Source organism: Nonomuraea sp. NPDC005650 (genome assembly GCF_040605375.1).
Taxonomy (GTDB): domain Bacteria; phylum Actinomycetota; class Actinomycetes; order Streptosporangiales; family Streptosporangiaceae; genus Nonomuraea.
In genome coordinates this window covers 1-13,969 of record NZ_JBEXCR010000102.1, presented here as the reverse complement: position 1 = coordinate 13,969, position 13,969 = coordinate 1, and the positions used below count along the sequence as shown (strand labels likewise).

The 13,969-nt window shown below is 72.6% G+C and carries 16 protein-coding genes; 6 read left to right on the top strand and 10 right to left on the bottom strand.

Features of this window, described 5'->3' with window-relative positions:
• Positions 1-185 precede the first annotated feature (185 nt).
• A complete protein-coding gene (locus ABZS69_RS66400; protein WP_355395327.1) occupies positions 186-1,304 on the top strand; it encodes a hypothetical protein in 1,119 nt (372 codons plus the stop codon).
• A 95-nt stretch (positions 1,305-1,399) separates the two neighbouring features.
• Here ABZS69_RS66400 and ABZS69_RS66395 read toward each other — a convergent pair whose 3' ends face one another.
• A complete protein-coding gene (locus ABZS69_RS66395; RefSeq protein ID WP_355395324.1) occupies positions 1,400-2,407 on the bottom strand; it encodes a hypothetical protein in 1,008 nt (335 codons plus the stop codon).
• A gap of 256 nt (positions 2,408-2,663) precedes the next feature.
• On the opposite strand from ABZS69_RS66395, the gene ABZS69_RS66390 reads away from it, so the two are divergent.
• Positions 2,664-2,975, top strand: a complete 312-nt coding sequence (locus tag ABZS69_RS66390; protein ID WP_355395321.1) for a hypothetical protein — start codon at positions 2,664-2,666, stop codon at positions 2,973-2,975.
• Between the two features lie 12 nt (positions 2,976-2,987).
• Here the strand turns inward: ABZS69_RS66390 and ABZS69_RS66385 are convergent, their stop codons facing one another.
• A complete protein-coding gene (locus tag ABZS69_RS66385; RefSeq protein WP_355395318.1) occupies positions 2,988-3,965 on the bottom strand; it encodes an NmrA/HSCARG family protein in 978 nt (325 codons plus the stop codon).
• A gap of 100 nt (positions 3,966-4,065) precedes the next feature.
• On the opposite strand from ABZS69_RS66385, the gene ABZS69_RS66380 reads away from it, so the two are divergent.
• Positions 4,066-4,890 (top strand): helix-turn-helix transcriptional regulator, encoded by an 825-nt coding sequence (locus ABZS69_RS66380; protein ID WP_355395315.1) that lies wholly within the window; start codon positions 4,066-4,068, stop codon positions 4,888-4,890.
• Positions 4,891-4,935: 45 nt separating this feature from the next.
• Here the strand turns inward: ABZS69_RS66380 and ABZS69_RS66375 are convergent, their stop codons facing one another.
• The 5 genes from ABZS69_RS66375 to ABZS69_RS66355 are packed head-to-tail and all read right to left on the bottom strand — an operon-like array spanning position 4,936 to position 9,224.
• Positions 4,936-5,637, bottom strand: a complete 702-nt coding sequence (locus ABZS69_RS66375) for a hypothetical protein (RefSeq protein ID WP_355395312.1) — start codon at positions 5,635-5,637, stop codon at positions 4,936-4,938.
• The gene (locus ABZS69_RS66370) at positions 5,628-7,064 is read right to left on the bottom strand and encodes a hypothetical protein (protein WP_355395309.1); all 1,437 of its coding nucleotides are present in this window, start codon (positions 7,062-7,064) and stop codon (positions 5,628-5,630) included. Before ABZS69_RS66370 ends, ABZS69_RS66375 begins: the two co-directional genes overlap by 10 nt.
• Positions 7,061-7,897, bottom strand: coding sequence for an ABC transporter ATP-binding protein (locus tag ABZS69_RS66365; protein ID WP_355395306.1), 837 nt, complete (start codon positions 7,895-7,897; stop codon positions 7,061-7,063). The genes ABZS69_RS66370 and ABZS69_RS66365 overlap by 4 nt, the downstream gene beginning before the upstream one ends.
• Entirely contained in the window at positions 7,894-8,682 is a 789-nt protein-coding gene (locus tag ABZS69_RS66360) for a zf-HC2 domain-containing protein (protein WP_355395303.1), read from the bottom strand. Before ABZS69_RS66360 ends, ABZS69_RS66365 begins: the two co-directional genes overlap by 4 nt.
• Complete coding sequence (locus tag ABZS69_RS66355; RefSeq protein WP_355395330.1) at positions 8,679-9,224, bottom strand: RNA polymerase sigma factor; 546 nt, start codon at positions 9,222-9,224, stop codon at positions 8,679-8,681. Before ABZS69_RS66355 ends, ABZS69_RS66360 begins: the two co-directional genes overlap by 4 nt.
• Positions 9,225-9,385: 161 nt before the next feature.
• On the opposite strand from ABZS69_RS66355, the gene ABZS69_RS66350 reads away from it, so the two are divergent.
• Together ABZS69_RS66350 and ABZS69_RS66345 are read left to right on the top strand one after the other, a co-directional pair.
• On the top strand, positions 9,386-9,835 hold the full coding sequence (locus ABZS69_RS66350; protein ID WP_355395300.1) for a MerR family transcriptional regulator: 450 nt from the start codon (positions 9,386-9,388) through the stop codon (positions 9,833-9,835).
• Positions 9,836-9,917: 82 nt separating this feature from the next.
• Positions 9,918-10,481, top strand: a complete 564-nt coding sequence (locus tag ABZS69_RS66345; protein ID WP_355395297.1) for a dihydrofolate reductase family protein — start codon at positions 9,918-9,920, stop codon at positions 10,479-10,481.
• A gap of 71 nt (positions 10,482-10,552) precedes the next feature.
• Here the strand turns inward: ABZS69_RS66345 and ABZS69_RS66340 are convergent, their stop codons facing one another.
• The 3 genes from ABZS69_RS66340 to ABZS69_RS66330 form a co-directional block, all read right to left on the bottom strand.
• Complete coding sequence (locus tag ABZS69_RS66340) at positions 10,553-11,473, bottom strand: hypothetical protein (protein WP_355395294.1); 921 nt, start codon at positions 11,471-11,473, stop codon at positions 10,553-10,555.
• A 39-nt stretch (positions 11,474-11,512) separates the two neighbouring features.
• On the bottom strand, positions 11,513-12,559 hold the full coding sequence (locus ABZS69_RS66335) for a methyltransferase (RefSeq protein WP_355395291.1): 1,047 nt from the start codon (positions 12,557-12,559) through the stop codon (positions 11,513-11,515).
• Positions 12,560-12,733: 174 nt separating this feature from the next.
• Positions 12,734-13,387 (bottom strand): methyltransferase domain-containing protein, encoded by a 654-nt coding sequence (locus ABZS69_RS66330; RefSeq protein WP_355395288.1) that lies wholly within the window; start codon positions 13,385-13,387, stop codon positions 12,734-12,736.
• 38 nt (positions 13,388-13,425) lie between these two features.
• Here ABZS69_RS66330 and ABZS69_RS66325 point away from each other — a divergent pair, with 38 nt between their 5' ends.
• Entirely contained in the window at positions 13,426-13,863 is a 438-nt protein-coding gene (locus ABZS69_RS66325; protein WP_355395285.1) for a MerR family transcriptional regulator, read from the top strand.
• The last annotated feature ends 106 nt before the right edge of the window (positions 13,864-13,969 follow it).

Sequence of the window (13,969 nt, the reverse complement as noted above, 5' to 3'; positions counted from 1 at the left end):
CGGACCCTCGTGCTCGTGGCGGACAATGCGCAGCCCCGAAAGAGCGGCTCCCAGCGTCAAGCTACTTTGCGGCCTCAGCTGCGCCATGATTTCGGGGACGTCGGCGAGCGACCGAGCAGGATTTTCCCACATGTGCCACGCCCCGAAGGGGCCCGCTGAGTCTACTTTGTAAAGGCGCCGGGGCTGTGGTCGACCTCGATCTCCCTCAGAACACCCTTGTCAACAACGTCGAAAGGCTGCTCGCGCCCGCCACCGTCGTCGGGTGGCGGCGACTGGAGCCCTGGGCGGTCGCGCGGGCGGAGCTGAGCCGTCCGCCCGGCGCGGTGATCGTGAAGTGGATGCGGCCCCATCGGCCCGGTCCCGATCGTTCGGAGTCGTGGCGGCTGCGGAGCGAGGTGGCCGCCTTGCGGTTCCTGTCCGACGACCTCGGCGTGCGGCTGGCTCCGCGGGTGGTGGCCGCGGACCTGGAGGCCGGGCTGGTGGTGCTGGAGGATCTGAGGCCTCGGGTGGCGTTGGACGGCCTGCTGCGGGCCGACGGCGCGGCGGCGCACGGGGAGCGGCTGGCGGCGTTCGCCCGGGTGCGTGGCGAGCTCAACGCCGTGACCGCCGGGCGGGCGGAGGTCTACTACGCGCGCAGGGCGGCGCTGGGGGCGGTGGATCGGGTGGCGGACTGCGCGGGGAGGTTCGCCGGGTTCCGGGAGGAGGGCCGGCTGCAGGTCGCGGCCTTGGGGCTGGAGGTGGCGGGCGGTGCCGAGCGGGAGCTGGCGGTGGTGTTGGAGGAGCTGGAGGCTCCGGGGCCGTTCCTGGCGTTGAGCAACGGTGACGCCGAGGCGAACAACGTGCTCGTGCGGTCGTCGGGGGTTCCGGACGCGCGGGTGATCGATTTCGAGTTCGCCGGGTTCACCCACGCGCTGCACGATGCGGTCTGCCTGTACGTCCCGGGTCCGGGGTGGTTGTCGGTGGACGGCGGGATGGGGGAGGCGTACCGGCGGGCGCTGGCCGCGGGGGTGCCGGAGGCGCAGGACGATCGGCGGTTCGGGTTCGGGCTGGCAGCGGCGTGTTTCTCGTACGCGTTGCTGCGGTTGCAGCGGTTGTCCCTGCTGGACGGGCGGGCGGTGGGTGACGACAGCCGGGTGCAGCTGGTGGCGACGATGGAGGCGGCTGCGCGGGTGGCGGAGTCGTTCGGGGTGCTGCCGGGGCTGGCCGGGTGGGGGTGGCGGGTGGCCGAGGCGCTGCGGTGGCGGTGGCCGGACGCGGATGTGGACGTGGCGGGGTTGCCGGCGTTCGTGCCGCGCCGTCATTGAGGGGGGCGGGGTGCTGCTCCCGCGCGGGCGGCGTGGGGGCTGGGCGGCCCGCGCGGGCCGTGTGGGTTTTGGGGCGGCCCGCGCGGGTGGTGGGGTCAGGCGGTGAGGTCGGCTTCGATGTGGGTGACGGCGGTCATGGCGCCGTAGGCGAGCAGGAAGACGGTGCAGTGGTCGCTGAAGCGGCGGTCGGTGGCCCGCCAGGCGGCGACGTGCTCGTCGGTGATGGCCTGGGGCGCCAGCCCGGCGAGGATCGCGACCCGCGCCCCCGCGCGCTCGTCCGGTGTCAGGCTCTCCAGCGGCTGGTCGAGCAGGTCGCCGGCCGGCAGCAGGCGGCCGCGGTGCTCGGCGATCACCTGTGCCGTCACGTTCGCGGCTTCGGGGGTGAGCAGGCCGGCGCCCTGGGCGGCGGTGGCGGCGAGGGCGGCGTACGCGGTGCCGATCGGCCGGTCGGCCGCCCACGACGGGGGAGGTGCGGTGGGCAGGCCGTCCAGCAGGGGGAGCGTGGCGCCGGGGCGCAGGTCCTGGTCGAGCGGGCGCAGGACGGGGGCGCCGTCGAAGGGCGGTTCGTCGTCGGGGCCGAGGGTGCCGGGGGTCAGCCCGGCGGGCAGCATGGCGGCCGCGACCCGGTCGAGGAAGTGCGTGAACAGGACCGTACCGAAGAATTCGGCCGCTTCGGGCCCGGCGGCGAACGGGGGCCGAAGCGGCTCGCGGGCCGCCACGCCGGTGGAGGCGGCCCAGTCGAGCAGGGCGGCGTGCCGGGGGTCTGCGGGCGGGTCGCCGCGTTCGACGGTGTCGGCCAGCCGCGCCTCCCCCAGCAGGCGCAGCACCGCCAGGAACGCCTGGATGTCGTAGTCGAGGTCGTTGGCCTGCGCCGCGCCGAGCGCCACGAGGGTCTTCTCCAGCGCGGGCACGTCGCCGGCCAGCTGGCTCTCGCGCATGAGCGACCAGCCCGCGGCCATGAGCTCGGGGGAGGGCGACATCATCATCACGGCCGGGCCGATGGTGCTGAACTCCGCGTTGACCTGCGCGTACACCTCGGCCACCACGCCGCGGGCGCGGTCCGGGAGGACGGGGGTGATGTGCCGTACCAGGGTCGATGACATGGGGCGATGCCTTTCTTCGGGTGAGGTTCGAGCATCGCGGCCCGGGTGCGGCGGTGTCGTCGTCCCGGCGACGACACCGCCCGATACTCCCCGGGGGGTATCGGGCGGTGGGGCTACGGCGGGTGGAGTACGGGGGGTGATGTGGGCCGGGGCGCGACATCGTCCCTGCGCGCGAAGTGTTCAGGACAGCCCCGGACGTGCGTTCATGCAAGGATCGTGGGTGGACGCCGTTGTCTCCCTTGAAGGACGTGGTCGGATGCGCCGTTACAGGAACGGCCTGGTCGCGGCGGTTCTCGCCCTTGTCTACGCCGCGCTCGTGGTGGTTCTCGGCGTGATCTCGCTGGTGATCCTGTTGACGGTGCAGGATCCGATCCTGCTGACCGGCGTCGCGCTCATCGGCGTCACCTTCCCCCTCGGCTGGCTGATCTGGTGGGGGTGGGACCTGGTGCCGCCGCAGGTCGCGGACCCGGTGCTGCTCACGGTGGTCCTGTGCGGCGCCGGTCTGCTGCAGGCGTGGCTGATCTGGCGGATCTTCCGGGGACGTCCGACCGCCGGGGCGGGAGCGTGATCCCGGTGGTCGTCAGATCGTCGCCGCGATCTCGTCGCGGTGCTTGTTCAGCCAGGTGTCGAGGGAGCTCAGCCGGGGGTTGAGCTCGCGCACCAGGTCCAGGTCGCGTACGCCGGTGAAGTAGGCGGACGCCTCGGAGTAGAACTCGAACATGTTGCCGATCTCCACGGCCCCCGGGAAGCCGGCGGCCCGCAGCTGGTCGTAGGTGAGCGGCTCGTACGTCACCGGCTCGCCGAGCAGCGTGGTGAACTTCTCCGCCAGCTCCTTGCCGCCGGCGTGCTCACCGGCGATGCTCACGGCGCGGCCGACGAACTCCGGGCCCCGCTTGAAGATGCCCAGCGCGGTGCGGCCGATGTCCTCGGCGGCGATCATGGACATCGGGTTGCCCGCCATGGGCAGCGTCAGCACGAGCCGGCCGCTCGCGTCGCGGCTCGGACCCTGTCCCTGGAGGAAGGCCTCGTAGTAGAAGGTGGTCTGCAGGAACGTGGTCGGCACGCCCAGGCCGGTGAAGGCCGTGTTGGCCTCGGCCTTGGCGTCGAAGTGCGGCACCGCGTAGTCCCCGAGCAGCAGCGGCACCTGGCGGCCCAGGTGGGCGAAGTGCGGCCGGGTGTCCTCGAGCGTGGACCACACGACGTGCCGCAGCGCGTTGGCCTTGGCGGCGCGGGCGGCCACGTGCGCCTGGTCGATCTCCATGCGGGCGGCGTCGCGCGCGGCCTCCTGCTCCGGGGTGCGCCGGGCCCAGAAGTTGGTCACGACGTAGGCGCCCCAGGCGCCGGCGAAGGCGCGCTGGACGCTGTCCTCGTCGTCGAGGTCGGCGGACACGACCTCCGCGCCCCGGTCGGCCAGGGCGCGCGCCTGCGGGGAGTCGGCGTCGCGGGTGAGGGCGCGGACGGTGAACGGCCCGTCGGGGTCGGCGAGGATCGCGCGCACCAGGCCGCCGCCCTGCGCTCCGGTCGCCCCCACCACAGCAATGATCTTCTTGTCGCTCATGCCTCCACCCTGGCGGCGTTCTCGCGGCGGCGCCTGCCCCTGTCCTGGGTACCCATGCCAGGGGATGGGAGCGGCCCGCGCGGGCGGTGACAATGGGGGCATGGGAGAGCAGTTGGGGGAGTTCCTCCGGGCCCGCCGTGCCGCGCTGACGCCCGAGGCGGGCGGTGTGCCGACGTACGGGACGCAGCGCCGCGTGCCGGGGCTGCGCCGCGACGAGGTGGCGCAGCTGGCCGGCATCAGCGTGAACTACTACACGCGCCTGGAGCAGGGCGAGAGCCATCAGATGTCGGACTCGGTGCTGGAGGCGCTGGGCAACGCCTTCCAGCTCACCGCCGATGAGCGCATGCACCTGCTGCGGCTGGCCCGGCCCGAACAGGTGCAGGCGGTACGCCGCCCTTACGGCCCCGAGCTGCTGCGCCCGTCGGTGCTGGCGCTGGTGGCGGGGGTCGCCGACCAGGCGGCGATCGTCGTCGGCAGGTATTTCGACCTGCTCGGCGGCAACCGGCTCGGCTACGCGCTGTACGGGCTCAATCCCGGTCAGCAGGTCAACCTGGCGAAGATGATGTTCCTCGACCCGGCGATGCGCGACCTTTATCCCGATTGGGAGGTGCATGCGGGCGACGTCGCCGCCTATCTGCGCATGGCCACCGGCGACATGCCGGACGATCCCATGCTGGCCGAGCTGATCGGCGAGCTGAGCATCAAGAGCCCTGACTTCACCCGCGCCTGGGGCGCCCAGCGGGTCGCCGAGTGCACGTACTCGGTCAAGCGGATCGACCACCCTCTCGTGGGGCCGCTGGAGCTCAACGAGGAGACCATGCGCCTGCCCGACGACCCTGGTCAGCGGATCATCTTCCTGGGCGCGGCCCCCGGCACCGATTCGGCCGACCGCCTCCGGCTGCTCGACTCGCTGAGCCCCTCGTAGCGCAGTGGAAGCGGAACCGCCCGTGAGGCTGACCCCGCCGGCCGTTCAGCGCCGCAGGTCGCGTCCCGCGGCGATCAGCCAGAGGTACGGCAGGGGCAGCATCGCCAGCCAGAACAGGTGGGCCTGATCCCAGTACCCGAACCCGCAGGTCGGCGGCCAGAGCCGGACCTGCTCGGGAAGCAGGACAGTGCCCAGCACCATTCCCAGCTGGACCACCCCGGCGGCCATGGCGGCCTGCCGTCCGGGTGCGAACCGCACGGCGGTCGCCGCGGCCGCCAGCGCGATGCCGAGGCAGACGCCCACCTCGATGAGCAGGTCGCCGACAGGGAACAGGGCGCCCTCCGGCAGGCGGGTCAGGACATAGGAGAAGGCCGCCAGCCAGATCGCGATCGCGGCGCCACCGGGCAACAGGCAGCGCAGCGCCTGCCGGACCCATCGGGGGACCGCGGCGGCGCCGAGGTCGGCGGACATGGCATCGACCAGCCCGAAGGCCGCCGCCGCGCCGAGCAGGGTGCCACAGATGCGCATGAGCACGAGCGCGTCGCCCCCGGGCAGTGCCTGCCCGTACTCCACCAGGCTCACCAGTCCGGCGGTGAAGGCGGCGACCACGGCCAGCGGCCCCCAGTCGATGGCCCGGACGAGGGGGCGCACCAGCAGGAGCGCCAACTGCTGGCGGGATGGTGGCGGGGCGGGTACGGCCGTGGTGGAGGGGACGGCCTGGGGGCGGGCGGGCAGTGTCACAGGCATGGCGTGGCTCCCATCGGCGCGTTGAACTCGTGTTCCAGCCCGAGCAGCGGCAAGGCCTGGTCGATCGTGGTGGTGGGTTTGACGAGCGTGTCCCAGTTGGCCCGGACCTTCTCGCGGGCGCCAGGGGAGGCCAGCAGTTGCCTGGCGTAGCCGATCTCGGCCGGGCCCCAGTCCAGGCCGGACAGGCGTCCCAGGTCACGGTCGACATAGAGCCGCCGCCGGGCCTCGGGAGGGGAGACCTGGCCGACGAGCCAGAGCGCCACCACCGTGCGGGCCTGCCCGCGCACGTCACACGGTACGGCGCGCCGGGAGCGGTTGAAGTGCCTGGTGGCCGAGTCGTACAGCCCGGTCGCCAAGAAGGACACGTCCTCGGCCAGCATCCTGCGCTGGTCGGGATGCCCCCAGCTCATCGACGGCCGGATCACGCCGGAATCGTCGGCGAAGCTCCAGTTCGGGCTCATCTGCCGCACCTGGGGTGCTCGCAGCGTGGCGGGCAGCGCCGCCACGACCGGCTGGACCGCCTGTTCCCACAGCGGGATCCACGGTTCGTAGCCCGGGAAGGCGCAATAGCTCAGGCCCTGCCGCACCGTGCAGCGGTAGGCGTGTGGCCCGAAGTAGCGCTCCCGCACGCGGGAGTCGACATGGTCGATGGTCAGCTCCACGTTCGTGGGGAACATGGTCGGCGGCCGGGTGGACGCCGCGGCGGCCCCCGATGGCACCGCGACAGCCAACGCCACCGCCACGACCGCCGTGGGTGCCGGCCGTACCCGATGCCTGAGCAGCGCGATCCCGCCGAAGAACGCCGCGACGGCGAGCACGTACACCAGGTGGACCGCCGACGGGCGGTCGGGCCAGTCCGGCTGGTGGACCTGCATCACCGGCAGCAGCCAGCGGGCCGGCCCGTTCGCCGGGTTCGTGAAGATGAGGAAGCCGAGCACGGCGACCACCAGCGGTCCGGCGATCAGCCACGGTGACCAGCGGCCGACGGCCACGCCCAGGGTCGCGGCGAGGACCGCGGCGGCCACCGCCGTCAGCGGCTCCCACACGTCCAACCGGCCCCCGGCGGGGCCGCTCAGCAGCCGGATCGCCAGGTAGCCGCCCATGGCCACGGCCGCCGCGAGCCCCGCGATCAGCGGTGTGGCCAGCAGCAGGGCCCGCGTTCGGTGCTCGGCCCGCCCGGGAAGGCCCGCGAGGCTCTCGGGCATGCCGTGCCGCCCGTCGCGCGAGGCGGCCAGACTCGCCACGACCAGGACCGCCGCGGCCAGGCAGGTGGCCAGCCCGGTGGCGTTGATTGGGTCCATCGTGAGGTCGGGCTGCTGGTCGCGGCTGAGGTAGGTCTGCAGCGCCAGCACCAGGACGGTCGCGCCCCACACGAGCGGGTGCCGCGCCAGCCTGCGCGTCTCGAACAGGAACAGCCGCCGGGTCACACCGCCTCCCCGAGCAGCATGAGGTAGCCGTCCTCGACGCCGGGCACCGCCGCGTCCGCGGCCGGCGGGGGCGCGCCGAGCGTGCGGTAGCGGCCGTCGGCCGTCCGCCAGAACAGCTCCGTGGTGGCGGGCGGCGTGTCCGACAGCCACACCCGGCCCTCCGCCACGGCCGCGAGCCTGCCGGGGGTGCCGTCGAAGACCGCCCGGCCGTCCCGCATGACCACCACCCGTTCGCACAGCGCGGCGACGTCCTCGGTCTGGTGGGTGGACAACACGACGGTACGGCTCTCGCCGAGCCGTGAGACCAGCGCGCGGAACATCATCCGCTGCTCAGGGTCGAGCCCCACGGTCGGCTCGTCGAGGATGAGCAGGTCCGGCTCGCCCAGCAGGGCCTGGGCCAGGGCGAGCCGCTGGCGCATGCCGCCCGACAGTTTGCGCACCTTGGTCTTGGCCTGGTCGGTGAGGTCCACCTCGGCCAGCACCCGGCGCACCTCGGCGTGCCGGTGCTCGCGGTCGGTCAGCTCCTTGAGGATCGCCACGTAGTCGACGAGGTCGAAGGCGGTGAAGTGCGGGTAGGAGCCGGGGTTCTGCGGCAGGTAGCCGAGCCTGCGCCGCAGCGCGGTGCGCTGCACACGGTCGGCCGGGTTCAGGCCGAAGGCGTCCACCGTGCCGCGGTCGGGGGCGAGGGTGGTGGCCAGGCAGCGCAGCAGGGTGGTCTTGCCGGCGCCGTTCGGGCCGAGCAGGCCGGTCACGCCGGTGTCGAGGGTCAGGTCGAGGCCGTCGAGTGCTCGTCTGGCGGCGTAGGTCTTGGTCAGTTGCCTGATCTGGATCATTTGGCGCTCACTCGGTAGAGGCGGTAGGTCAGCAGGAGGCCGGCCACGCCGTACCCGATCTGCGGGGCGGGACCGAAGGCGGCGAGCCAGTCGCCGACGAAGCGGCCCGTGCCGACGATGGCCAGCCACATCCCGCCCACGGCGAGGGCGGCGATCGGCACGGGCAGCCGGCTCGACAGGGCGAGGCAGCCCGCGGCGGCGGCGAGCGCGGGCAGCAGCCAGGCGGCGGCCAGCCCGGGCGGCGCCGGCAGCAGCGGCGAGGCGAGCCCGGCCAGCACGACCGACACCGCCAGCACAGCCGTGGCCCGGGTCAGCAGCAGCCGCGGCCCCGACATCGGGGTGGCGGCCAGCAGTTCGTGTGCGGGATCGACGCGGGGCCCGTAGGCGAGCGCGATGCCCGCCGGCGGCAGCACCGGCGCGGCGATCAGGAAGGCGGGCAACAGTTCGGCCTGCTGGCGCGCCGCCAGCACCGCGAACGCCAATACCGCCACCACCGCGGCCAGCCAGGCCCGGCTCAGCGTCGGCGTGGCCGACAGCAGCCTGGCCAGGTGGTCAGGCACCCCGCCGTGGCGCAGGAACCGCTCGGACAGGCTCAGGCGCGGCGTGATCAGCTCGGCCTCCAGCCGCGCCCAGGACGCCTCCAGCCAGTCCTTCTCGTACGGCACCGCCGCCCGGCAGCCGGCGCAACGGCCGAGATGCGCGTCCACGGACATGGCCTGCGCCGGTTCGAGCCTGCCTTCGAGGTAGCGCTCGCGCAGGTCGTCAGAGATGTGCCAGCTACTCATGACAGCTCCTCGCGCAACCGGGCCCTGGCCCGCATCGCGCGGGTCTTGACCGTGCCTTCCGGGATGCCCAGGAGACCGGCGGCCTCCTTGGTGGTGAGGCCGTCGAGGACGGTCGCCTCGATGACGGCGCGCAGTTCGGGGGAGAGCCTGGTCAGGGCGGTGCCGAGATCGCCGTGCTCCACGTTCAGCAGCACCACGTCCTCGGCCGAGGCGACCGGCGAGCTTTCGCCTGGTTCGATGCCGGAGCCGATCCAGCGCGAGCCGCGGCCGCGCAGGGCGGAGATCAGGCGGCGGATGGCGATCGTCCACAACCAGCCGGCCGGGTTGTCGCCGCGGAAGCCGCCCGCCGAGCGCCACACGGCCAGGAACGTCTCCTGCAGCGCGTCGTCGACGGCGTCCGCGTCGGCGCAGCGGCGGGCCAGCCGGGCGCGTAACCAGGGGGCATGGCGCTGATGGAGGATGCGCAGGGCGACGGTGCTCCGCGCGGCGACGGCGGTGATGAGGTCGGCGTCATCGCTTTGCGCGGTGACGTCCGGGGCCACGCGCCGCCGGAAGGGGAACGGTCTCACGGTGTATCTATCGCACGACCCGTACGCGCCGGTTCTCCCAGGTCGGCCTTTTCGCGATTCAACCCGTTCCATGGGGAAGCCGACCGGCAGCATGATCGCTTGACGTGGCGGCGACTCTGCAAGTTAATGTGAACATGAAGTCGAGCGAGTTCATGCGGATCGGAGAGCTGGCCGAGCGGTTCGATCTCGCGCCGCACGTCCTGCGCCACTGGGAGGCGATGGGCCTGCTGAGTCCGGCCGCCCGGGTGAGCGGCCGCCGCCGCTACACCTCCGACCACGTCGTCCGCGTTCTGACGATCATCCGCGCCAAGGCGGCGGGGATGAGCCTGGAGCAGATCCGCGAGATGCTCGCCGCCTGCGGCCAGGCCGAACGTCAGGCGCTCCTCCAGCGCCACCACGCGGCGCTGGAGGAGCGGTTGCGGGAGATCGCGGCGTCCAAGGCGCTGATCGAGCACCTCATGCGGTGCACGGCGGACGATTTCACCCGGTGCCCCGACTACCGGCGCATCGTGGAAGGCGCGGTCGGGCTCCACGAAGGCGCGGTCGGGCTCCACGATCACGGCGGGAACGGGTGCCTGGCCTGAGCGGAGGGAAATCCGGCGGGTCGCGGGGACCCGCCGCTACCCTCTTGATCGACACCCCCCTCAGCCCGGAAGGAAGCACCTCGTGCGCACGTTCAAGCTCCAGGTCCAGGTGACCGTCGACGGCTACATGGCCGGCCCGAACGGGGAGATGGACTGGCTGACGTTCCCCTGGACCGACGACATCAACGCCTACATCGACGCGTTCACCGACCCCGTCGACTGCATCGTGCTGGGCCGCAGGCTCGCCGAGGGGTTCATCCCGACGTGGGCGGCCGGGCCCGAGGGCGAGGACAAGGAGTCCATCGACAAGATGAACAACACGCCCAAGGTCGTCATCTCCAACACCCTCACCGAGTCGCCCTGGGACAACGCCGTGGTCGCGGGCGGCGACCTCGCCGAGATCGTCAACGGGCTCAAGGCCCGGCCGGGCGGCGACATGATCGCCTACGGCGGTGGCACGCTCGTGTCGAGCCTGATCGCCCAGGACCTGCTCGACGAGCTCCACCTGTTCGTGAACCCGGTCGCGATCGGCGCCGGGATGCCGGTGTTCGGGGAGGGCGGCGACTACAAGCGGCTGCGCCTGATCACGGCCCGGCCGTTCGACTGCGGGATCACCGCGCTGCGCTACGAGCCGAAGCGCGCCTGAGCCGAGGGTCCGCCGGGGCGGGGCCGTGCGGGCGATTCGAGGAGGGCGGGCAATGGCCGGGACGACGGGGCCTAGCCGACGAGCCGTTTGCGCCAGTCGAGCGGTGTGACGGTGATCGCATGCAGGGGGTCGCCGTTCCACTCCACCGACAGGCCGCACTCCTCCAGCGCCGCCGTGACCTCCGCGCCGATGGACGTCGTCGTGGCCGCTGATCCTTCGAACGCGCCGTACAAGAGCATCAGCCCGTGCCCCCGCGCGGCCGCGTCCGTGCACTGCGAGTGGAAGTACACGAAGCCGCGGGCGTCCGCCGCGCCGGCCCCGCCGATCTCCGCGTCACCGCATGAACGGCAGCAGGCGAAGTCTTCCCGGGTCGTGATGCCCGCCTGCGCCAGTGCCGCGAAGGCCCGGGCGAGCCGTTCGGGGTCCGTCTCGCCCTCCCAGGCGGCCTGTTCCTCGACGCGCTCCAGCCACATGCGGTCGACCAGCTGCCCTGCCTGCTCGCGTGAGACCGGCCGGTGGTCGCCGGAGACGAGATAGTCCTGCGCGACCTCCGTCAGCTGCGCTCGCGTGGCATAACCGCCGACCAGCACCTCGCGCAGGCGCGTTTGGAGCCGTTCACGCGAATCGTCGTCAAGGTCGAGCGGGGGAGCGGGATCCGGGGCCGGCCCCAGGTCCAGCGACGCCCAGTCCAGCCCGGACCCCCAGTCGTGGTCCTGGCATGCCCAGCCGGTCATGGCCGCGAGCACCGGCTCCGGCTCCCCGAGCGTCACCTGGAAGTGCCGCTCGGGGCCGCTGTCGCGGTGTTCGAGCGTGTATTCGCCCCCCGCTTCGTGCCACACCTGGATGTAGACGTCGGGCAGATCCGGGATGCGCTGGACGACCAGGAACCGGTCGTCGCCTTCGCCGGTCCGGCGGACCAGCTCGGCCAGCTCCTGCGTGGTGACGCGGGTGTGCCGCTGTCCGTTCTCCGTCTGCACCGTGATCGCAAGCATGCGGTTCACTCTGGCACAGGCCACTGACACTCGAGGGGGTCAGGCGCCGGCGTGGACGCACTCGATGACGGTGTGCCGCGGCGGGACGTCGTGCACGGCGGACAGTCGCAGCCCGGCGCTCGCGGCCAGCGCCCGGTAGTCGTCGACGGTCCGTTCCCGGCCGCCGGTCAGGACCAGCATCCGCAGGTTCATCTCCGCGAACGCGGCCGGATCGGCTCGCGGGCTGCTGAGCGACTCGAGGATCAGCACCCGGCCGCTCGGGCCCGCCGCCGCGGCGCAGTGGCGCAGGATGGCGCTGGCCTCGGGGTCGGCCCAGTCGTGCAGCACCCGGTTGAGCACGTACGCGTCGGCCCCGCCGGGCAATTCGTCGAAGAAGCTGCATCCGACCGTCTCGCACCGGTCCGCCAGCCCGCGTCCGGCCAGGTACCGCTGCCCGCGTGAGGCGGTGTCCGGCAGGTCGATCAGCACGCCGCGCAGGCCGTCGTGGCGCCGCAGCAGCTCGGCCAGCAGCACCCCGGTGCCGCCGCCGACGTCGGTCACCCGGGTCAGCGCCGGCCAGTCGTAGCCCTCCGCCAGCTCGCGGTATCCGTCGTCGGCCGCCATCGTCGCGTCGAAGGACGCGCTGAGCTCGGGGTTCGCGTCGAGGTAGGGCCATAACGGCGCCCCGAACACCGCCTGCCAGGCCGGTCGGCCGGTCCGTACCGTGTCCGCCAGGCCGGTGAAGGCCAGGTCCATCCGGCCGCCGAACCCGTCCAGGTCCAGCCACCGCCACGTCTCGGACGGGTGGTCCCGCCGCAGCTGGGCGGCCGTCTCGTTCACCGCGAACGTGCCGGGCCGGGGCTCGGCGAACACACCACGGCTGATCAGCTGGCGCAGCAGCCGGCCCAGCGCGTCCGGGTCGGCGCCGGCCGCGGCGGCCAGGTCGTCGATGTCCGAGCCGTTCTCGTCGATCAGATCGGGCAGCCGCAGGGTGACGGCCACCCGGAGCGCCATGGGGGTCACCAGGTCCATCAGCGGCGTCAGGGCCTGCCACGCGGTGACCTTGTCCAGGGCTCCGCCGCCGGTTGTCTCGTCGTTGCTCGTCATGTCCATATGGTGGGCCTTCTAGGAGGCTGAGCGCAGTGGGACTTCTTCGCTCTGTCGGTGAGGACGTCTGGGCAACGGCTCCGCGCTCGCCGTCGTGGTCGGCGGCGGTTATGCGGCCGTTCACCCTGCCATCGCCGATTCATGCGATGAAGCCGGTGGGTGTGTCCGCCGCGGTCATGAAGGCAGGCCGGTCGGATTGTCGGCGAGCACACAGGCGACGGGCGGGTCGAGTTCGAGGGTCTCGACCCGTAGATGGGTGAAGCCGGCCTGGGTGAGCAGGTCCTGCAGCTCCTGGGCGGCTCGGGTCGTGGTGTCCCGGGTGGCACCGGGGCAGCGGGGCTGGCTGACGAGCGCGATGCGTCCTGCGGGGCGGAGCAGGCGGCGCAGCTCGCGAAGCCGCTGCACCGGGTCGGGCCAGAACCCCACGGAGTTGACGGCGAGGATGGCATCGAGGGGGTCGCCGAAGCTCGGCAGCCGCTCCACGGAGGCGTGCGTGAGGTGTACGCGGCCGGCGCGGACGGCGGCCGCGTTGCGACGGGTGGCCTGCCGGACCATGGCCTGCGAGTGATCGATGCCGAAGACGTGGCCCTGGGTGGCGCGCCCGGCGAGCTCGCGGATGGCGAGGCCGGGACCGAAGCCGATCTCGAGCACCCGGTCGGTGGGCCGCACGTCCAGCAACGACACCGCCCAGGTGTTGCGCCGCCGGTTGGAGGGGCGATGAGCGAACATCCGGCCGATCGCCCATCCGACGACGCCCCGGGGGTGGTGCGCCTGGCGTACCAATGCTCTGAGCGCGCGTTGCTTGAGGGAGGCGCCTGTTGTCTGCATGATCGCCAGTCAACGGCTTCAAGTATGCTTGAAGTCAAATGGGTGAGCAGTTGACGATCGGCGAGCTGGCGAGCCGTACGGGTGTCGCCACCTCCGCTCTGCGCTACTGGGAGGAGCTCGGCCTGCTGCCGGCGCCGGCCCGGGTCTCAGGCCAACGGCGTTATCCGCCGTCGGCGATCGGGCTGGTCGGCGTGGTCTTGTTGCTGCGAGATGTCGGCTTCACGTTGCGGGAGATCAAGGCGTTCATCGCGTCTCGCTCGCCGGCCGGCGACGGCTGGCGGGAGCTGTACCAGCGCAAGCTCGCCGAGCTGGATCAACGGATCGCCCAGGCTCAGGTGGCCCGCACCGCCATCGCCCATGGCCTGGCCTGCCCGCACGAGGACATCTTCGAGTGCTCCAACTTCACCGGCGGGGTCGCGGCGTTCCTGGCGGGATCCTCTCTCGAAGAGGCTCACGACGAGGTGCATCCGCACTGACCTCGCCGTATGAATCTGACCCGTAAATCCCGCCTCAGCTGGGCAGGCGGCAGCGAACCCCAGCTGGTGTTCGGCGGGGGTTTGGTGGGCGAGGAAGGTCAGCTTG